At 49.9% G+C, this 20263-nt stretch carries 21 protein-coding genes and 2 pseudogenes; 9 read left to right on the top strand and 14 right to left on the bottom strand.

The window, feature by feature from the left end; genetic code table 11:
• Positions 1-79 precede the first annotated feature (79 nt).
• Positions 80-124, top strand: a pseudogene (locus tag Q0991_RS04120) (hypothetical protein); the annotation flags it as partial.
• A 204-nt stretch (positions 125-328) separates the two neighbouring features.
• On the opposite strand, the pseudogene Q0991_RS04115 reads toward Q0991_RS04120, so the two are convergent.
• From Q0991_RS04115 to Q0991_RS04070, 10 genes and pseudogenes are all read right to left on the bottom strand, one after another.
• Positions 329-1288 (bottom strand): annotated as a pseudogene (locus Q0991_RS04115) (TIR domain-containing protein); the annotation flags it as partial.
• 177 nt (positions 1289-1465) lie between these two features.
• Positions 1466-4486 carry an excinuclease ABC subunit UvrA gene (gene uvrA, locus Q0991_RS04110; RefSeq protein WP_366524895.1) on the bottom strand — a complete coding sequence of 1007 codons (3021 nt, stop codon included), beginning with the start codon at positions 4484-4486 and terminating at the stop codon, positions 1466-1468.
• 61 nt (positions 4487-4547) lie between these two features.
• The gene (locus tag Q0991_RS04105; protein WP_299485765.1) at positions 4548-5111 is read right to left on the bottom strand and encodes a rhomboid family intramembrane serine protease; all 564 of its coding nucleotides are present in this window, start codon (positions 5109-5111) and stop codon (positions 4548-4550) included.
• 81 nt (positions 5112-5192) lie between these two features.
• Positions 5193-5498: an NADH-quinone oxidoreductase subunit NuoK gene (gene nuoK / locus Q0991_RS04100; RefSeq protein WP_012162654.1), complete on the bottom strand. Its 306-nt coding sequence runs from the start codon at positions 5496-5498 to the stop codon at positions 5193-5195.
• A 45-nt stretch (positions 5499-5543) separates the two neighbouring features.
• Positions 5544-6140: an NADH-quinone oxidoreductase subunit J gene (locus Q0991_RS04095; protein WP_299485762.1), complete on the bottom strand. Its 597-nt coding sequence runs from the start codon at positions 6138-6140 to the stop codon at positions 5544-5546.
• Positions 6141-6144: 4 nt separating this feature from the next.
• Positions 6145-6747 carry an NAD(P)H-quinone oxidoreductase subunit I gene (gene ndhI, locus Q0991_RS04090; RefSeq protein WP_299485760.1) on the bottom strand — a complete coding sequence of 201 codons (603 nt, stop codon included), beginning with the start codon at positions 6745-6747 and terminating at the stop codon, positions 6145-6147.
• A gap of 70 nt (positions 6748-6817) precedes the next feature.
• Positions 6818-7936 (bottom strand): NADH-quinone oxidoreductase subunit NuoH, encoded by a 1119-nt coding sequence (gene nuoH, locus Q0991_RS04085; RefSeq protein ID WP_299485758.1) that lies wholly within the window; start codon positions 7934-7936, stop codon positions 6818-6820.
• Between the two features lie 155 nt (positions 7937-8091).
• Positions 8092-9228 (bottom strand): citrate synthase, encoded by a 1137-nt coding sequence (locus Q0991_RS04080; protein WP_299485756.1) that lies wholly within the window; start codon positions 9226-9228, stop codon positions 8092-8094.
• 89 nt (positions 9229-9317) lie between these two features.
• Positions 9318-9815: a phosphohistidine phosphatase SixA gene (sixA, locus tag Q0991_RS04075; protein WP_299485754.1), complete on the bottom strand. Its 498-nt coding sequence runs from the start codon at positions 9813-9815 to the stop codon at positions 9318-9320.
• The gene (locus Q0991_RS04070; protein WP_299485753.1) at positions 9816-10109 is read right to left on the bottom strand and encodes a DUF3288 family protein; all 294 of its coding nucleotides are present in this window, start codon (positions 10107-10109) and stop codon (positions 9816-9818) included. It lies immediately after the preceding gene.
• A 202-nt stretch (positions 10110-10311) separates the two neighbouring features.
• Between Q0991_RS04070 and Q0991_RS04065 the strand changes: the two genes are divergently transcribed.
• From Q0991_RS04065 to Q0991_RS04045, 5 genes are all read left to right on the top strand, one after another.
• On the top strand, positions 10312-11472 hold the full coding sequence (locus Q0991_RS04065) for a phosphoserine transaminase (protein ID WP_299485751.1): 1161 nt from the start codon (positions 10312-10314) through the stop codon (positions 11470-11472).
• 50 nt (positions 11473-11522) lie between these two features.
• Entirely contained in the window at positions 11523-12167 is a 645-nt protein-coding gene (locus tag Q0991_RS04060; RefSeq protein WP_299485749.1) for a hypothetical protein, read from the top strand.
• Positions 12168-12188: 21 nt separating this feature from the next.
• The gene (locus Q0991_RS04055) at positions 12189-12764 is read left to right on the top strand and encodes a tRNA-(ms[2]io[6]A)-hydroxylase (protein ID WP_299485748.1); all 576 of its coding nucleotides are present in this window, start codon (positions 12189-12191) and stop codon (positions 12762-12764) included.
• Between the two features lie 110 nt (positions 12765-12874).
• Positions 12875-14254, top strand: a complete 1380-nt coding sequence (locus tag Q0991_RS04050; protein ID WP_299485746.1) for a hypothetical protein — start codon at positions 12875-12877, stop codon at positions 14252-14254.
• 291 nt (positions 14255-14545) lie between these two features.
• Complete coding sequence (locus Q0991_RS04045; RefSeq protein ID WP_299485745.1) at positions 14546-15103, top strand: hypothetical protein; 558 nt, start codon at positions 14546-14548, stop codon at positions 15101-15103.
• Positions 15104-15447: 344 nt separating this feature from the next.
• Here the strand turns inward: Q0991_RS04045 and Q0991_RS04040 are convergent, their stop codons facing one another.
• The 4 genes from Q0991_RS04040 to Q0991_RS04025 all read right to left on the bottom strand — a co-directional run bounded on the left by Q0991_RS04040 (position 15448) and on the right by Q0991_RS04025 (position 17604).
• Positions 15448-15864 carry a hypothetical protein gene (locus tag Q0991_RS04040; RefSeq protein ID WP_299485743.1) on the bottom strand — a complete coding sequence of 139 codons (417 nt, stop codon included), beginning with the start codon at positions 15862-15864 and terminating at the stop codon, positions 15448-15450.
• 97 nt (positions 15865-15961) lie between these two features.
• On the bottom strand, positions 15962-16225 hold the full coding sequence (locus Q0991_RS04035; RefSeq protein ID WP_299485741.1) for a Calvin cycle protein CP12: 264 nt from the start codon (positions 16223-16225) through the stop codon (positions 15962-15964).
• Positions 16226-16406: 181 nt separating this feature from the next.
• Positions 16407-17276, bottom strand: coding sequence for a fructosamine kinase family protein (locus tag Q0991_RS04030; RefSeq protein ID WP_299485739.1), 870 nt, complete (start codon positions 17274-17276; stop codon positions 16407-16409).
• A 100-nt stretch (positions 17277-17376) separates the two neighbouring features.
• The gene (locus Q0991_RS04025; RefSeq protein WP_299485737.1) at positions 17377-17604 is read right to left on the bottom strand and encodes a Calvin cycle protein CP12; all 228 of its coding nucleotides are present in this window, start codon (positions 17602-17604) and stop codon (positions 17377-17379) included.
• A 342-nt stretch (positions 17605-17946) separates the two neighbouring features.
• Between Q0991_RS04025 and Q0991_RS04020 the strand changes: the two genes are divergently transcribed.
• The 3 genes from Q0991_RS04020 (at position 17947) to Q0991_RS04010 (ending at position 20215) form a co-directional block, all read left to right on the top strand.
• On the top strand, positions 17947-18090 hold the full coding sequence (locus Q0991_RS04020; RefSeq protein WP_299485735.1) for a hypothetical protein: 144 nt from the start codon (positions 17947-17949) through the stop codon (positions 18088-18090).
• Positions 18091-18228: 138 nt separating this feature from the next.
• Positions 18229-19317, top strand: a complete 1089-nt coding sequence (locus tag Q0991_RS04015) for a glycosyltransferase family 4 protein (RefSeq protein WP_299485769.1) — start codon at positions 18229-18231, stop codon at positions 19315-19317.
• Positions 19318-19321: 4 nt separating this feature from the next.
• Positions 19322-20215, top strand: a complete 894-nt coding sequence (locus Q0991_RS04010) for an LD-carboxypeptidase (protein WP_299485733.1) — start codon at positions 19322-19324, stop codon at positions 20213-20215.
• Positions 20216-20263: the final 48 nt, after the last annotated feature.

Here is a 20263-nt window from a genome sequence, read left to right as displayed (position 1 = left end):
CGGTCGCCGCGCCCTCTCCGGCTCCTCTGACAACACCGTGCGCTTGTGGGACGTCGATACCGGACAAACTCTCCGAGTCATGGAAGGACACACTGACTCCGTCAGGAGCGTGGCCTTCAGCGCCGACGGTCGCCGCGCCCTCTCCAGCTCTAATGACCGCACCGTGCGCTTGTGGGACGTCGATACCGGACAATCCCTCCGAGTCATGGAAGGACACACTGACGCCGTCTGGAGCGTGGCCTTCTATGACCCTGAGGGATTGTCCAGTATCGACGTCCCACAAGCGCACGGTGTTGTCATCAGAGCCGGAGAGGGCGCGGCGACCGTCGGCGCTGAAGGCCACGCTATAGACGGAGGAAGTGTGTCCTTCCATGACTCGGAGAGTTTGTCCGGTATCGACGTCCCACAAGCGCACGGTGTTGTCAGAGGAGCCGGAGAGGGCGCGGCGACCGTCGGCGCTGAAGGCCACGCTCCTGACGGAGTCAGTGTGTCCTTCCATGACTCGGAGGGATTGTCCGGTATCGACGTCCCACAAGCGCACGGTGTCGTCATAGGAGCCGGAGAGGGCGCGGCGACCGTCGGCGCTGAAGGCCACGCTATTGACGTCGTCAGTGTGTCCTTCCATGACCCTGAGGGTTTGTCCGGTATCGACGTCCCACAAGCGCACGGTGCCGTCAGAGGAGCCGGAGAGGGCGCGGCGACCGTCGGCGCTGAAGGCCACGCTCAAGACGTCGTGAGTGTGTCCTTCCATGACCCTGAGGGATTGTCCGGTATCGACGTCCCACAAGCGCACGGTGTTGTCATCAGAGCCGGAGAGGGCGCGGCGACCGTCGGCGCTGAAGGCCACGCTCCTGACGGAGTCAGTGTGTCCGAGCGATAGAATCTTTAACTTAAATTCGTCTTGAGTGAGTTGTTTTGGGTTTGGTAATGGAGCGTCTTGCTGAAGTTTACAAGTTGTCAGCAGTTTGCCATATGCTTCAGAGCTATCCTGCCTACGCCAATCGATATAGCTAAACTGTGCCAACGATCCTTTGATCGGGGCGTCATCTAACTTTAGGGGAATAAAGCGACGGTCCTTGTTTAGTGGGTCTTTAAATCGAAAGGTATAGCTCTCCAACTGTGCCCAATCCGACCCAAATGCCTCAGCCGACATGCACAGCACCAACACTCGGGACTGTTCTAACCCTTCCTCAATTTTGGCTGGAATATTGTCCCCAGGTTGAATGCACCACTCATCAAACCAAACTTCCACCCCATCAGACTTAAGACGCTCTGCAATCCTCCGCACTACATCTTTATTCTGGGTACTGTGGCTGAGAAATACATCGTATTGGAAATTAGCTGCCACTCATTGCTCCTGGCCGACCCTTGAAAAGCCAACAATTAATCTCTTGAATTTGCTCTATATCAAGAGCAATCAGGATGATCAGATTGCAACTGTATTCTAATACGTGAATTAGCGGTCTTAAGCGTCAGCAGCAATGGTGGGCGGATGAAGCGCTAGCACCTGCTTAAGATATTGCCCCGTATAAGACTTAGCCACATTCGCAACCGTCTCGGGTGTCCCCGTCGCCACCAACTCACCCCCACGATCGCCCCCATCTGGCCCCAGATCAATCACCCAATCCGAGCAGCGAATCACATCCAAATTATGCTCAATCACCAACACCGAATTGCCCTTATCCACAAGCCGCTGCAACACATCCAGCAGCTTGTGCACATCATAAAAAGACAAACCCGTCGTCGGTTCATCAATTAAATACAGCGTTTTACCCGTCGCCCGCCGAGACAACTCCGTCGCCAACTTCAACCGCTGGGCTTCCCCTCCCGACAAAGTGGGTGCCGTTTGCCCAAGCCGCACATATCCTAATCCCACATCCACCATCGTCTGCAGCTTATTCGCCGCCTTCGGGATATTCTCACAAAACTTCAGGGCTTCCTCCGCCGTCATCGCCAGCACATCCGCAATCGACTTACCCTTGTACTTCACCTGCAGCGTTTCCCGGTTATACCGTGCCCCCTTACAAACCTCGCACTGCACATAGACATCCGGCAGGAAATTCATCTCAATTACATTTACGCCTTGCCCACCGCAGGCTTCACAGCGCCCGCCCTTAACGTTAAAGGAAAAACGACCGGGTTTATAGCCCCGGGCCTTGGCTTCTACCGTTTCCGAAAACACACTCCGAATCACGTCAAATACCCCCGTATAGGTAGCGGGGTTAGAACGAGGCGTCCGGCCAATCGGAGATTGGTCAATAACGATGGCTTTATCCAAACTCTTCAGACCCGCCACCCGGTCTAACTCATTCGGGAACGGCACCTTAAAGCCCAAGTGATGCTGCAAAGCGGGATAAAGCAACTCATTCATCAGCGTCGATTTACCCGACCCCGATACCCCGGTAATACAGACCAGCTTGCCCAAGGGAATCTCCACATCCAGGCTTTGGAGATTGTTGCGATAGGCATTGTGGAGTCGCAGCGCCCGGCCATTCCCGGCTCGGCGTTCAGGCGGGGTAGGAATCACCCGTTTCCCAGACAGGTAAGCCCCCGTCAAGGATTCGCCGTTATCCAGCAGTTCTTCTAAGCCCCCCTGCACAACAATATCGCCGCCATGTACCCCCGCCGCTGGACCGATATCCACTAGGTAATCCGCAGCTCGAATCGTATCCTCGTCATGCTCCACCACAATCAAGGTATTACCGAGGTCTCGCAGCTTGGTTAGGGTTTGCAGCAACCGATGATTATCCCGCTGATGCAAACCAATACTGGGCTCATCCAATACGTAGAGAACCCCCGTTAACCCCGCACCAATTTGAGTCGCCAGACGAATCCGCTGGGCCTCACCTCCCGATAGGGTCATGGCGGTTCGGTCTAGGGTGAGATAATCCAGCCCCACGTCCAGCAAAAACTGCAAACGAGCCTTAATTTCCTTAAGCACCAGCTCCCCAATTTTGGCCTGGCGAGCACTCAAGGTCATGGCATTGATCCGTTCCAGACAATCGCGAATAGAAACGCTAGTCAGATCGGGCAGGCAGAATTGGCCCATCCGCACCGATAATGCCTCTGGCTTTAAGCGCCGCCCCCCACAGACTTCACAGGGCCGCTGAATCAGATATTTTTCTAGCTTTTGCCGATACTGCTCGGAGGTGGTTTCCCGGTAATGCCGATCCAGCAGGGGAATCACACCCTCATATCGTTTGTGATAGCCCTTCGATTCTCGATAGCGAGAATCCACTTCCATATAAATCGGTTCTTTAGTGCCATGTAAGACGATATGGCGCTGCTCGTCCGTTAGATCAGCCCAGCTCGTTTGTAGCTCAAACCCAAACGCCTGCCCCACGCTATAAAGCAGCGAAAAGTAGTAAGTATTGTCTTTCTCTGACCAGGGAGCAATGGCGGCATAGACAGGCAGATTGGGGTCCGGGACAATTAGATCTTCAGAAAAGACCTTAAGGCTCCCCAATCCATGACATGCCGGGCAGGCCCCATAGGGTGAGTTAAAAGAGAACAGACGAGGCGAGAGTTCTTCCATCACTGCCCCATGCTCAGGACAGGCGAAGTTCTCGGAAAAAACAAAGAGTTTGGGCTGGGTGTCGTCGCCATAACTGCCTTCTGCTTCGGCCACCTTAAGCGATTTAGCTTGGGTAATGGGCACCACTTTATCGGAGGGGGTAGGCAGGACCTCAACCATTACAATGCCTTCAGCGCGCTGCAGTCCCGTGGATAGCGAATCTGCAAGTCGTTCCTCAATCCCTGGCTTCATCACCAATCGATCAACCACCACTTCAATGTCATGCTTGAAGTTTTTATCCAAGACGATGGCATCGCTGAGTTCTCGCACGTCACCATTTACCCGCACTCGAACAAATCCCTCCGAAGCCAGACTCGACAGCAGCTTTTTATGGGTGCCTTTTTTACCTCGAACCACGGGGGCCAGAATCTGGAATCGCGCTTTCTCCGACAGTTCCATCACCTGATCTACCATCTGATCGATGGTTTGGGGGGTGATGGTGCGATCGCAATGGGGACAATGGGGTTCTCCTGCCCGTCCGTACAGTAGGCGCAAGTAGTCGTAAATCTCTGTCACCGTCCCCACTGTGGATCGGGGGTTATGGGATGTAGATTTTTGGTCGATGGAAATCGCTGGACTCAGACCTTCGATAGCATCCACATCCGGCTTATCGACCTGGCCTAAGAACTGGCGGGCATAGGCACTAAGGGATTCCACATAGCGTCGTTGCCCCTCTGCAAAGATGGTGTCAAAGGCCAGGGAAGATTTCCCCGACCCCGATACGCCTGTAAACACAATCAGCTGATCGCGGGGTAGGTCTAAATCAATATTTTTGAGGTTATGCTGACGGGCGCCTCGAATCCGTATTCGATGGTCTGCGGGAATCTGGACTTTCTTGACCCGACCATTAGTAGATGCACGACTAGCCGCTGCTTTTTTCTCTTGTTTGGAAGCATTAGCACGGCGGGGCATAGTAACATTTTGAAAAATTACTTAATAATTCTACCGCTAATTTGTAAGCTTCCAGGGGGAATTAAGCTGCTGATCGGGGTTTTGCGGTCAGCCATTTGGCCGCCAGTCCACCCCCAATAAATCCAAATAGGTGGCCTTCCCAGGAAATATGCGGCATCGTCGGTAACACGCCAAACAGCATACTGCCATAGACAATGGACACAAATACCGACAGAGAGATGGCGGGCCAACTGCGCTCAAAATATCCCCGAAATAGGAGATAGCCAAGGTAGCCGAAGACCAGTCCACTGGCCCCAATATGGTTTGAACCACTGCCGCCAATTAACCAGGTGCCCAGGCCACCCACCACCATCACAATCACGCTAACGGAGAAAAAGTCCATAATCCGGCGCACCATGACCAAGCCACCCAAAATTAAAAAGGGGGCTGTATTGGCTAGCAAATGTTTGACGCTACCGTGCAAAAAGGGGGCAAACAGAATGCCCCGTAGACCGACTAGGGTACGGGGTTGAATGCCAAACTGAGTGAGTGAATCACTCGTCAGCGAATTGATCAGTTGGATGCTCCAAAGTGTGATCGCACACAGTCCTAAAATTTGCAGTTGGGTTTTGAGTTGATCTCTCATGCAGGTTGCGATGCGCTACCTTTCAAGCATAATCAGCCCAAGGATAAGATCGCCACTCTAGACCCAATTCATCGGAGCTTGCTACCACTTCAGCAAATTGAACTGTTCCATATCGACTGTGTCACGATTGCGGTAGATAGAGAGGATAATCGCCAGCCCAACTGCTGCCTCAGCCGCTGCGATCGTAATCACAAAGACCGTAAACACCTGACCATTAATATTTTGGCCATCCAAAAAATTGGAGAAGGACACTAAATTCAAATTCACGGCATTGAGCAGTAGCTCCACCGACATCAACACTCGTACCGCGTTACGGCTCGTCACCAGACCATAGATGCCAATACAAAACAGGGCAGCCGCTAGGAGTAGAAAGAACTCAAGGTTCATAGGGATTCTCTAGAATATCTCCAAAACTTTAAAAGGGTTAACTGGCTAAGCAATCGGCTCTTTCGGACGCTCGGGTAGTTCCAGTACGGGAGCCGGTTCTTCGCCTACAATGGCAGTTTCCTCGCCAATAATGGTCTCGCGACGGGCCAAAACCACCGCACCCACTAAGGCCATCAGCAGCAGAATCGATGCCAATTCGAAGGGCAATAAATAATCCGTAAAGAAATGAATACCAATAGTCTCCACAGAGGAGGCAGGGGGACTGAGGGAGAGATCCACCGCCCAGTTCGTTTGCAACACCATCGTAGCCAGCAAGGTAAAAAGGGCTAATGCCACAAAGGCGGTGGACACTTTGCGAATCCAGCGCCGAGGCAGCGGTTTAAAAGCTTCCCGCTTATTCACCAACATGATCGCAAACAGAATCAGCACGTTGACCGCCCCGACATAAATCAGGATTTGGGCGGCAGAGACAAAGTCAGCATTCAGCAGAATATAGAGCCCGGCGATGCTAATAAACACAGCCCCCAGGGTAAAGGCGGAATAGACAATGTTCTCGAACAACACCACCCCTAGGGCAGCACCAATCATCATTACGGACAAAATAATCAGGGTGACTAGTTGAACCCCTTCTGCAAGATTCACTGACTTAGTCCTCCTTAGGTTCTGGTTTGGGTGTGCTGGCAACAATCTCTGCCGGGGTTTGTCCTGCTCGGGGGGCCGTATGGTCAACATTATGACCATCGATCTCGGACTCCGGCAAGTAAGCAAACTCGCGAATCGGTGTCACCATCGGATCCTGGGTCACTTTATAGGGTAAGCGTCCCATCGCCACATTATCGAAGTTGAGTTCATGGCGATCGAAGGTCGATAGCTCATACTCTTCAGTCACCGAGAGACAGTTGGTGGGACAGTATTCCACACAATTGGCACAGAAAATACAGACCCCAAAGTCAATACTGTAATGCTTAAGCTGCTTCTTTTTGATTTCTTTATTGAACTCCCAGTCCACCACCGGAAGATTGATTGGGCAGACGCGGACACAGACTTCGCAAGAGATACACTTATCAAACTCAAAGTGGATGCGGCCCCGAAAGCGTTCGGACGGGATCAGCTTCTCATAGGGATATTGAACCGTGATTGGGCGACGCTTCATATGATCGAAGGTCACCGATAGACCTTGACCGATGTAGCGAGCGGCTTGAATAGATTCTTTACCGTAATTGGTGACTTGATTCAGAAACTTGAGCATGGGTGTTCACTCTCAGATGTCGGCAGGTGCGGGGACTAACTAAAGCTTAGAAAATTTGCCTTGAAAATGCTTACCCACCAAAGGCAAAGGGTAAGGCTAATTTCAACCCAGCCGTAATCAGTAAATTGACTAAACCGACGGGCAGGAGAAATTTCCAACCGAAATCTAAAAGCTGGTCAATACGGACCCGAGGGACCGTCCAGCGCAACAGAATGGCCAAGAAGAGGAAGAAATAGGCTTTTAGCAAGGTCATAACCAGTCCTAAACCTGCCGTCACCAATTCAAAAATGGCATTGTTGGGATCGACATTAATCCAGTCGGCAATCATGGTGGCCGGAATGGGTAGGTCCCAACCGCCAAAGTAAAGGACGGCCACTAAAATCGAGGACAGCACCAAGTTGACGTAGGACCCCAAGTAAAACAGGGCAAACTTCATCCCGGCATATTCGGTTTGATAACCCGCCACCAATTCTTCTTCCGCTTCTGGCAAGTCAAAGGGCATCCGTTCGCACTCAGCAAGCGCAGCAATCCAAAACAGTAAGAAACCAATGGGCTGACGAATCACATTCCAACCCAAAATACCGTAGCCAGACTGCTGATTAACAATATCAATCGTGCTGAGGCTATTGGACATCATCACCACCGCCAAGACGGCTAAGGCTAGCGGGATCTCATAGCTAATCGATTGAGCGGCGGCCCGCAGTCCTCCCAAGAGAGAGTACTTATTATTGGAGGAATATCCCGCCATCAGCAGACCAATGGGGGCGATGCTGGAAAGGGCAATCCAGAAGAAGATGCCAATCCCTAAATCTGTAATCAGAATATTTTGGCCGAAGGGGACAATCAGGTAAGAGAAAAAGACCGGAATCACCACCATAATCGGCCCCAAGGTGAAGAGTAAGGGGTCTGTATTGGCGGGCACCACATCTTCTTTGAAAACTAGCTTAATCCCGTCAGCCACCGGGGCCAGGATGCCTAAGGGACCAATATACTCGGGGCCAATTCGTTGCTGGGCCGCCGCTGAAATTTTTCGTTCTAACCAAACCGAAACCAGCACCCCCACCGTTGCACCGATAATCATCAACAACATGGGAATGGGGAGCCAAATCGTTTTGGCCACACCGGGGGTTAACCCCAATTCCACTAAAGTTTCGACGAAGCGTTGTTCAAGATCAATTCCTGGGTTCATTGCCGCCCATTCTTACCGAATTTATGATTTGTAAAGTTTCTTGATGCCTAAACCAGTATATACGTCTAGGACGATCTCTAGGAGAATAACTTCACGCTCCGACATTCAGTGCTAAACGGGTTTAGGAAGAGGATTGATTGGAGTCAATACCCTGATTAACGGCTTTCGGGTGGGATATAAGACAGACCATGCTCACCAATGTAAACCTGGCTAGGACGATAGATGCGGTTGGTCTCCAGCTGTTCTCGCCAATGGGCTAGCCAACCTGCGACCCGTGCGATCGCAAAAATAGGCGTAAATAAATCTGTGGGAATTCCCAACTTTTGGTAGACCAACCCGGAGTAAAAATCAACATTCGGGTAAATGCCTTTACCCCCCAATTTTTCGGCCACCGCTTTTTCCAGCGCTAAAGCAATCTCATAGGCCGGATCACCCCCAGTGCGGGCAAACAGCTTTTCGGCTAGTTTTTGCAAAATCTTGGCTCTGGGATCCTTAACCTTATAAACGCGATGTCCAAATCCCATAATTTTAGATTTGGTGGCCAGCTTTTCTTCTAAGAAGGGCTGAACCTTCTCAACCGAGCCAATTTCTGCCAGCATCGTGATCACTTCCTCGTTAGCACCACCGTGCAGAGGACCTGCCAAGGTGCCAACTGCCGAGGCCACAATGGCATAGGGATCCGTGAGTGTGGAAGCGGTGACCCGAGCAGAGAAGGTCGAGGCATTCATCGTATGTTCTGCATGCAGAATCAAACAGGTGTCAAACACATGGGCCAAGAAGGGATCGGGCTCCTGTTCATTCAGCATATAAAGAAAATTGGCGGCATAGCTCAAGTCATCCCGTGGGCGAACCGGGTCATTTCCCTTCCGAATATGCTCAAAGGCTGCCACCATCGTCGGGATCTTAGCGAGTAAGCGAACCACAGCCCCGCGAATATAGGCAGGATCATCTAACGCCCGCCGAGAGTAAAACAGCCCTAACGCTGCCGCTGACGCCTGCAATGCATCCATCGGGTGGCCACTTTCAGGAAAGCATTTCATCATGTCCCGAATGCGATATTTGATGCGGCGATGGTGGGTAATGTCCTCTTGGAATGCCTCTAAATCATCCGCTGTAGGAAATTTTCCCCAAATCAATAGATAGGCTGTTTCGAGAAAACTACTTTTTTCCGCTAAGGCTTCAATCGGCACGCCTCGATATTCCAACTTGCCAACTTGACCATTCACAAAGCTGACTTGAGATTGAGCAGCAGGAATACCTTCTAAACCGGGTTGAAATTCACAAGCGACCATAACATCTCTCAAATGAAGATAAATAACGTCGCCAAGCAGCCAGGATGAACTGAGGTGGAAACTGGACTGGGCGAGGAAGTGTATCGGAACTAAAGCAGCAATTTAGGTGCAGTTAACCAAAACAGGGTGCTTTGACCCACAGGGTTGGTTTGCTCTGGCAGGAGTAATCCAATCATACCAGCCTTCTTCAAAACCAGTTGCTGACGGGGTTGGCCCCACACTAAGATTTCTGCCCATTCGCTTAAGTTGGGTTCATGGCCCACTAAGGCCAAACTTGCTAAACCCAGTTTGCGCCAAGTTTGTAACCAATCGAGCCAATCTTGGCAGCTCCCTTCAGGGCTCAACACATCAGAGATATGGATCGCGTTGACTAACCCCTGTTGCTGAAGAATCTCAGCAGTCTGATGGGCTCGGACCAAGGGACTTGTTTGCAAATCATCAAAGTGCAGGCCGAGTGTCTGCAGTCTTTGGGCCACTTTCTGAGTTTTCTCACGCCCCTTAGTCGTCAAGGCCCGCTGTTCATCGAGGACATGGGGTTGCCGTTCTTCGGCAATACCATGTCGAATGAAGTAGAGCTTGAGGGACATTTAGGTCCAGTCTTCTTTTTTATTGGTGCGGACTGTGTAAACTTTCTGGGTGGCGTGAATTTCGCGGGTTTTTTCGAAGAGTTGGTCTTCAGTGAGTTCCCATTTCTCGAGTAACTGATCGAGATCTTTTTGGATATCTCGACTGCCGGGAAATCCAGTGTACCGAATACGGAGCCGAGCCAGTTCAGCCAAATTGAGTTCATTGGGGTCTTCGCGCAACAGGCGATTGAGGGTGTTGCGATCGCGATCCTGCTGCGGATGACGTTGATCCTTAAGACTGTTCTCTGGCGGCATGGGTTACAGATTGTGGGCGACGGGAGAACTCAAGTTTATCAGTGCTCTAGCAAGCCCCTTTCAGATCTTAAAAAAATAATTCGGAACGCTAGATCCCAGGCGAAGCAGCTTAGACTAATTAACTTCGTTCAATTAACTTATAGGGCAAGCTGTTCAAGTTTTGCTGCATTTCGATAGTCCTGACTCCGATGTGGAATTTGATATGACTCCCCAACCTAGCCAACGTCCTCAACGTCCTTACTTCTCTTCCGGGCCATGCTCCAAGCGCCCTGGTTGGAGTCTGGAAGCTCTTAATAATGCGTTGGTGGGTCGCTCCCATCGGTCTGGTCCCGGCAAAGCCCGTCTGAAAGAGGTAATTGATCGCACCAAGGCAATCCTCGGCATTCCTGAAGATTATCTCTGCGGCATTGTCCCCGCTTCTGATACGGGTGCTGTGGAAATTGCCATGTGGTCGCTTCTCGGTGCTCGCGGTGTAGAGATGGTGGCTTGGGAAAGTTTCGGCTCTGGCTGGGTGACGGATGTACAAAAGCAATTGAAACTGCCAGATTGCCGCATTACCAAGGCTGAATATGGTCATTTGCCGGATCTGTCGCAACTGGATTGCGATCGCGATATTGTCTTCACCTGGAACGGCACCACCTCCGGGGTCAAAGTTCCCAACGGCGACTGGATTGCAGATAACCGTCAAGGACTGACCATTGCGGATGCTACCTCTGCTGTCTTTGCTATGGATATCCCTTGGACCAAGCTGGATGCGGTCACCTGGTCCTGGCAAAAGGTGATGGGGGGTGAAGCAGCCCACGGCATGTTAGTCCTTAGCCCCCGGGCTGTTGAGCGGTTGGAGTCCTATACCCCCGCTTGGCCGCTGCCGAAGATTTTTCAGTTGACCAAAAAGGGCAAGCTCAACGCGGCAATTTTCCAAGGGTCAACGATCAATACCCCCTCAATGCTCTGTGTAGAAGATGCTTTAGATGGGCTGAAATGGGCTGAGAGCCTGGGTGGGGTCTCGGCATTGATGGCGCGATCGCAAGCCAATCTCACTGCCATCACCAACTGGGTGAATCAAACCCCTTGGGTTGACTTTTTAGCCGTTGATCCAGCTACTCGTTCTAACACATCCATCTGCCTCAAAATCGTTGATCCTTGGTATACCGGGCTTTCTGCCGAAGACCAGGCCAAAGGAGCAAAACAGCTAGCTTCCCTCTTAGATAAGGAGGGAGTTGCCTATGATATTGGGTCTTACCGAGATGCTCCTCCAGGGTTGAGGATTTGGGGTGGAGCTACCGTGGATACCGCTGATCTTGAAGCGTTGACACCTTGGTTAGACTGGGCTTATGAACAGATGAAGACGAGCCACCGTTAAACCAACTGCACATTTATTGAACCAACCTAAAACCTGAACCTTCTACCATAGTGAATGAGCAACGCTGGCGAACCTTAATGCATCATTTGGGAGCTAATCTCTCTCTAGACACCTATCGCCAGTTGGTTCGCTCCTACACTGAACCTCATCGTTACTATCACACCATCGATCATATCAATGCCTGTCTGCATCATTTCGACGGTGTGAAACCTCTAACCCAAACACCTGTAGCGTTGGAAATTGCGCTCTGGTTTCACGATGCTGTTTATCAAACTCAATCCCACCAAAATGAGCAAGACAGTGCAGCTTGGGCCGTTCATTTTTTGCAGCAAGCAGGTGTCGCTCAGGATCAATGCCATCAAGTTCATCATCTGATCATGGCAACTGCGGATCATGTACTGCATGATGATCTAGATACCGCTTTGATGGTCGATATTGATTTGGCGATCTTGGGTCAAGACGCCCAGGCTTTTGCTAATTTTGAAACCCATATTCGCCAGGAATATGCTTGGATTCCCGTGGCTGAATACTGTCAGCGACGCAGTGAAATTTTAGAGACATTTTTGCAACGTTCCCATGTTTATCAAACGGCTTATTTCCAGGAGCGGTATGATGACGTTGCCCGCTCAAATCTACAAACTGCTATCTCACGGTTACAGGCCAGAATTCTCCCTGACATTGAGGATAATGGATAGGTTGCAGCATGGAGAGTCTGTGTGACCATCCTCCTACATTGTGAAAGTTCTGAAGAATGGCTAAAAACTGTTCTGGCAGACTTTGATACGTTCCTGCTCGATCATGCTGCCAACGAAAAGAAAGCCTCCGGGGTTGCCCTGAATCTAGCCGCTCATTATCCAGATAAGCCTGACCTAGTAACCGCCATGATTGACTTAGCCATTGAGGAACTGAGTCATTACCGTGATGTCTTCAAATTAATTCGAGAACGCCACTTAACGATTCCTCCTGATGCCAAAGACCCTTATGTCAATCAATTGCGAGGTCTGATCCGCAAAGGAACAGAAAATTACTTTCTTGATCGCCTCTTAGTCGCAGGAATTATCGAGGCTCGTGGACTAGAGCGCTTTACCAAAATTGCTCAAGCGTTGCCCAGTGGTCCCTTAAAAGGCTTCTATCAAGCGATTGCCCACTCCGAAGCACGACATGCCAACTTATTTGTCAACCTAGCGAAGCAGCATTGTCCTGCTTCAGACCTACAATGTCGCCTAGACCTGCTACTGACGGCTGAGGCTAATATTTTGGAACAGCTACCGCATCGCGCCATGTTGCATTAGCGGGCAATGCCCATGCCCGCTACCCATGGGCAGGATAAATCCGAAAATCACTTGTGATGGCTCAATCAGATGCAGTATCGTGCGACGACCTCAAATCCGCCCCTCCTTCTATGACCGCTAAGACAATCAGCCGTTACTTGGATCGCTATGCCGAACCTATTGTCATTACTATTCAAAACGAGTGGCTAGCAACCCTGCGCCAGACTTACCAATTTGTCCTAGCCATTCCCCTCTTTGATGAACCCCTCAACTGTCTGGAAAGCATCTTACCTAAAACCATGAGCAATACGCTCATTATTGCGGTGGTGAATGCTTCAGTGGATGCGGATAAGGCTGCTACCCGTCGCACCCAAGCGTTCTTAGCACAATTTAATCCCCACCCAGAGGTCTCCTTTACCGTCGTTGAGCAACGATCGGGAAATACCTTACTTCTGATTGATTGCTGTACCAGGACTCGGCAACTCCCCCATAAGCAGGGTGTGGGCCTGGCCCGCAAAATTGGGGGTGACATTGCCCTAGCCTGCATCGCTGCTCAAAAAGTAAGCATTCCTTGGGTTCACTGCACAGATGGTGATGTCAAACTGCCAGACGATTATTTTCACACCTCAGACTTGGGCTCAGATGTGGCGGTCGCAATTTACCCGTTTTGCCACCACCCTCAGCATTCAGGGATCATCCAGTACGAAATTTCTTTACGGTATTATGTCCTCGGATTATCCCAGGCTGCTTCCCCCTATGCTTTTCAGACGATTGGTAGTTTATTGAAAATCAACGCTGAGCACTATGCAAAAGTGCGAGGGTTCCCCAAACGTCAAGCAGCAGAAGATTTTTATATGCTCAATAAGCTCGCCAAGACGGGCAAAGTGGTGCGCTTAAGAGGACCAGCGGTGACCCTATCTTCTCGGCTATCCCATCGGGTGCCTTTTGGGACAGGCGCAGCAATGGTTAAACTCGCTCGTGACCCAATCATCAAGCTCTATCATCCCCAGATTTTTCTGGAATTACAGCGTTGGCTAAAGCTCGATCGGTTGCTGTGGAATGAGTTTCACACGAAAACGTGGACAAAGAAAAAGATGCAGCTCCACGATTGGGGGCAAAAACAAGGCCTGAGCCATTCTCTTCTGCAAACCTTGCGCCATCTCCAAGTGGAGCAAGCCCTTGAGCAAGCTTTCCAACAATGCCATGACCTTGAACATTTCCAGTTCTTCATGAGAGTGTGGTTTGATGCATTTCGTACGCTCAAATTTGTTCATTATCAAAGAGAGCACTATTGGCCATCCCTACCCATTCCAGAGGCCATCTCCTTTCTCAGTGGTTCAGAATTACGATACCTGCCAGAGCCGATATCTACGGCATTCACCGTAAACAAACTGAAATTACTGGCATCTTCTCCAGAATTTCTCACTATTCTGGAAATATTGAGAAACGCAGAGTTGAATTTATCAGTAGAGATAGGCCCTACCCTATGTTTAGTTAGTAGTCAAAATTAGTAACATTAGCAAGCTAAATTAACGTAACTCCCAAAACCCTGAATTTTATTAAATTCATTGCAGAGGTCATTTGTTGAACGTCGTAAACTTCTTAAGCTACATCTATGGTGAGACCTTGCAAGGGCCAATATCAATATTATTTCCTATTTTAGACTACTCGATTTGCATGGCTTTTTTAGTTCAAGTGCCGAGAGAGAAAGACTTAATAAATGTACTTATGATTTAGAGAATATTCTGCCTTGAGATAATAAGCGATATATCTACCTGTTTCTATAAGGGGGGCATAGTTTGATGAAAGATCAAGACTATACATTTAGCATTTTTAAGATGGTCATTGATAACGAACTAGAGAAAAAGTCATCCGAATCTCTTCTAGATTCAGAAGTAACTGAAGCTGAACGAGATCAACTCGTCTGGGAAATGGCCACTAAAATCTACACCTATAGCGGCCACAAAGTTGAGCTACCGATGGTTCGCGATTTGATTGATATCCATTTAGAAGAAAGAAAAAGTTACCCTTCTCATAAGAAGAGGCTAGGCAGTCATACTCAAAAAGAGACGCCAAGCCGGACTAACGTAGACTTTACTAGATCGATCTTTTTGAAAACTTGTTCAGTGATTTGTAAATGTACAGAGGTTAGTGCTCATCGGGTCAATATGGCGAGTCGCATTGATGAGTTAGCTCAAAAGCGTGAGTTTCTTAAGATCTTAAACGACCTAGAAGCTGCTTTCGATATTCAGCTCCCTGATCAAGCCGTAGGAAATATTCAAACCGTGAAAAATCTTGTTGACTTTATTGGTTATCAGATGAGTACTAATGCTGGCCGAGAAACAACGATAGCCATATAAGCTAGCTGTAAACTCGATACTGGCAGCGGTATGAGATGAACGTATTTCTTTGTATCCATCAAATCATCTCAGACAACGAAAGGTTTGGTTTTGCCTATGTTGCTCAGGAATTAAGTTTTCAGCCCGCATAATTTTCTCTGGCATCCTTCTTTCGGCTCAGTTTATTCCTCATACCGAACCTGACGACGCAATAATTGCATCATATCGATGCAAAAAACGAGATGGGGTAGATAGATCTGAACTTGCAATAGGGCATAACTAAAGACAGATGTATTTTCTTGCGAAAACATCACCACAATTACAGAAAGCCCCGCGACGTGAGTTGAGGGGCTTTTTATCTTGATTTAGTGCTTTGATTCTGGCAGCTGTGAGCCGTCTGAGTAGGCTGATGGCTGGGAGAGTTGTTGCTTTGCAAGCCAGTATCCAGTTCCGATCCCTAGCGCGCTACAAACAAGATCTAGGGCATCCAAGGAGCGGGTTGGAGCAAAAAACTGGGCTCCTTCTTCTGCTAAGGTCCATGTACTAAACGCTATTACCCATAGGGGAAGGCGAAAATGGCCCAAGCGGAAAGTAAATCGATGGAGAAGACGATGACCAAGATAAGTGGCCACACCATACAGAATGATATGGCCAAACTTGTCATAGTAAGGAATAACCGCTAGTTGAGACGGTAAATTTCCGGTATAGGCTAAAACCAGTATCCAGCCAAATAGGGCAGCGTAGATCAGCGCTAGCCATTTTAATCGGGGTTGCGATCGCATACTCGAGGATATCAGCAAGAGGAAGGAGATTGAGAAGTAACACCAATCTAACCTTCACCTATGCTGACGGCCCAATATGGGATAAAACAATGGCCCGTTAAACGTCGTAGACGCGGCACTCTTCGGCATTGGGGTTGTCATTGCAAAAACCGTCGAACTCAGAAGGCTGCTCTTGCACTTTCTGATGAGAATATTCAGCTTGCAGTTCCTCGACAATATCCCAAGCAACTGCGCAGGCCTTAGATGTGGCACCTTCGTTGGCACAAGTTGCCCGAGCCTGGGACAAAGCATCTTGCATCCGCTTTTCCATAGCGACGGGTGGTTCAAGGGTAGAAGTAGCTGTCTCTAAAGTAAGGGGCATTTTTAATCACATTCCTAACGTTGCGGCCAGAGTGGCGTCATGAGAACCATCACTCTGAAAACTTCCTCTCTAACCTAGCTAGGCCATCCTGGCACCGACAGCGGTAGAAACCCGTAACTCCTCGATCGGTTTATTCGGCAAAGATAGCGTTAACTCCGTAATAGTACCGACCCAGTTCGGCCTAAACCGTCCTCAAAACTTGCTCAATCATCTGCTGGGCCTGCGATGCATATCCTCCTCCAAACAAATTGAAGTGATTGAGGATGTGATACAAGTTATAGAGAATTTTGCGCTGTTGATATCCCTCGGACAGCGGCCAAGCCGCTTGATAGCCCTTGTAGAACGCTGGTGGAAATCCTCCAAACAGTTCGGTCATTGCCATATCGACTTCTCGATCGCCATAGTAGGTCGCAGGGTCCAGAATAATGGGTTCCCCACCTTGACTAAAAGCGGCATTCCCCGACCATAGATCGCCATGTACCAAAGAGGGGGCGGGGTGGTGAGCTAATAAGGTGGGAATTTTATCCACAAGCGCTTCCCAGTGGCGAAAATGACTGCCACGTTGGGCAAGTTGCAGTTGATAGCCAATGCGATGTTCCGCAAAAAATTCTCCCCAGTCTGCTGTCCAGGGATTCCGTTGAGGAGTATCGCCAATTGTGTTGCGCTGATGCCAGCCAAACCCTTGTTCGTGAGTTTGGCGATGCATGGTTGCCAATTGTTGGCCCATTGCAAACCAAGCCTGGGAATCTCCATGGCCTAGGGGAATCCATTCGAGAATAATGTAGCTGTGTCCTTCAGCGGTGCCCCATCCTAAGGGTCGGGGGACCCGAATGGTTCGGGAATCCTGCATTTCTTTGAGACCTGCCGCTTCAGCTTCAAACATGGCAACTTTGCTGGCTTGATTGAGCTTTACGAAATAGGACTGATGCTCATCATTCACTTGAAAGGCTTGATTGATACTGCCCCCCCCGACGGATCTGCGATCCGCAATCACAAAGTCTCGCCCTAACACCTGGCCAATCTGGTGTTGAATTTCAGTCCATACGGACATATCCACCTCCTAGACCCTGAACCATAGAAAAAAGACAACCTCATCAGGTTGTCTTTTTGAAGAAGCTTATGAATCGATACCCTAGCCTTGGAAGGCAAAACTAGTCGTCATAAATGCGGCACTCAGCGGCATCAGGATTATCATCACAATATTGCTCAAGGGAGTTTTTGCCCTCGTTATTGCTTTTGCGCTGATGAGAAGCTTCTGCCTGCAATTCTTCTACGGCATCCCAAGCCGCTGCGCATTCACCAGATGTTGCACCACTGGTATCACAAGTCTCGCGGGCTTGCTCTAGTTCTTTTTCAATCTTTTCTTGAATATTGCTCATAGGTCAATTCTCAACCACTCTTATCTATGTGTTTATCTGAGCGAACGACAGCGTTTGGTTGCTGCAGTTAGGTCATCCAAAGGAGTTTCTGGCTTATGCACCTAGTGTAACCATATCTCACAGTAATTGACCGAACAGAGAAAGGGGGTACCCTTTAACACTGTTTTAGGAATGTTCGATCCCAGTTCCTTTCGGTTAATTAATCGAAAGGAAAAATCAGCAGTTATGGACCTATTGTAAATAGGGTTACACAATTTTTTACGAAGGTGTAGCGCAGCCTACCACATATCCATTGGCAGGGTGTATATACTTCACGGGTATCGAAGCTATCGGAGTCTACATATGACGACTATTTGCGACAATACTAATCAAAAAGAACTCCTCCGATTCTGGGTTCGAGAATTGACCCGCTTATCTCCCCATGAAGTAGATGAAATTGTAATCGCCCTGAGTCAAGAGGAAGGCACTCTCAATCCCGCTGCCTAAGCTGGATGTCTCCCATCAAAATCACCCCACACCGATGGTTTGAGTCCCTCATCCATCGGTGTATTTTTTCTCCAAATCCTATTCCCGGGGTTGTTCAACTCTGTTAGACTGCTGAAGCTATTCAATCAGTTCTTATCGTTGGTGTCTGCGGGTCAATCCTATCGATTACTATTTGTCTCTACGCCTCTCGGCCCTCTGGGCTCTGGGGCAGGGGGCGGAGTGGAGCTGACCCTTCTCAATATGCTGGAGGCATTAACCCAGCAGGGGCATCAAATCCAGGTGATGGCTCCTCAGCAGTCTCAACTGCCCCAAGCAGAAGTCATTCCTGTGGCCGGGTCTCCTCAGATTCCAGCCCAAACTCAAGTTCGGCATACTCCGGTTCACATGCCTGAGAACTCGGTTCTTGCCAACATGTGGCTGCAGGTTCAAACTTTGCAATCTGAGTTTGATCTGATCGTCAATTTTGCCTACGATTGGCTCCCCCTTTACTTAACGCCCTTTCTAGACACTCCCATTGCCCATCTGATTAGCATGGGGTCGCTGACCGACGCGATGGATCAAATCATTGGTCAAATTGCCAACCAATTTCCCCACACCATCGGCGTGCATACCCAAGCACAGGCCAATACCTTTCCCTTTGCCGAGCACTGCTATTCCGTGAGGAACGGCTTTAATTTAGACCTTTACCAATTCACCCCTAATCCAGAGGACTATTTATGTTGGCTCGGACGGATTGCGCCTGAGAAAGCGTTGGAAGATGCGGTAGCCGCGGTGGATCAAACAGGCCAAGCTCTCAAAATTATGGGTCATATTCAAGATCAGGCCTATTTTGATCAAATTCAGGCTCAGTTTCCCCATGCCAACATCGACTATCTGGGGTTTCTCGATACAACTGCGATGCAAGAGGTCTTACGCTATAGCCAAGGCCTACTGGTGACGCCTCGCTGGGTAGAGGCCTTTGGCAATGTCGTCATTGAAGCTTTGGCCTGTGGGGTTCCGGTCATTGCCTACAACAGGGGCGGTCCAGCAGAAATTGTGCAGCCGGGAAAAACGGGTTGGCTCGTAGAACCTGACAGTGTCGATGGCCTGGTTGCGGCCATTGGCAAATTGCCCGAGATTGATCGGCAGTCCTGTCGGCAGCAAGCCGAGCAGGAGTATTCTTTGATTGCCTTTGCTCAGCGTCTTGAACAATGGTTTGCCAAAATCCTATCTCAACCAGAGCAATAACCCTATGAGAGCTTGTCAGTTACCTCCTTTTTTGCAACCGGGGGATGACCTCTGGGTAACGATGCCGAGTGGGGTATTAAGAGAACGGAACGACTTTGATCGAGGAGTTGCAGTGTTGCGATCTCACGCCTACACCATCCACCTATCCCCGAACATCACCGCCCAGTGGGGCTATCTTGCTGGCACCGATATTCAGCGCAGACAAGCCCTGATCGAAGGGCTCAAAGGCAACTACTCCGGCATTTTTTGTGGACGAGGTGGTTATGGCGGCGCTCGACTTTTAGAGGATTGGGACTGGCCTCCCACCCCTGCCAAATGGCTGGTGGGGTTTTCTGATGTGACGGCTCTGCTTTGGGGACTGGCCACCCAGGGGATTGCCAGTGTCCACGGGCCGGTGATGACCACCTTGGCCCAGGAACCCGACTGGTCCCAGAAGCGACTGTTTGATTGGCTCGCCGGTCGCCCCATTCCAGCTCTAACAGGCCAAGGTTGGGGCCAGGGCAAAGCAACCGGTGTCTTATTACCCGGTAATTTAACGGTGGCGACCCATATCTTAGGAACGTCTCTCTGCCCGCAGCTAGATCAGGTGATCTTAGCCCTAGAAGATGTGGGGGAAGCGCCCTATCGGCTGGATCGGATGCTGACCCAATGGCGCATGAGTGGGGTATTGAAGCAGGTAAAAGGGATTGCCCTTGGACGCTTTAGTGATTGCGAAGCCCCTGCCGGGGTTCTCAGCTTAACGGTGGAAGAAGTTCTCCGCGATCGCTTGGGGGATTTAGGCATTCCGATTGTGTCAGCGTTACCCTTTGGCCATGGTGCTCCCAACGCGGCCTTACCGGTGGGTGTCCCCGCCCAGTTAGACGGCGATCAGGGGACATTGACCGTTGAGACTCCCTAGGGATCCGTCTTTTAATCTGTACGCTATCGTAAAAGGTAGAGACCATCA

The sequence above is a fragment of the Acaryochloris sp. IP29b_bin.137 genome, from assembly GCF_028285745.1.
In the GTDB taxonomy this organism is placed as follows: Bacteria; Cyanobacteriota; Cyanobacteriia; order Thermosynechococcales; family Thermosynechococcaceae; genus Acaryochloris.
This window is presented reverse-complemented; position numbering and strand designations above follow the sequence as displayed.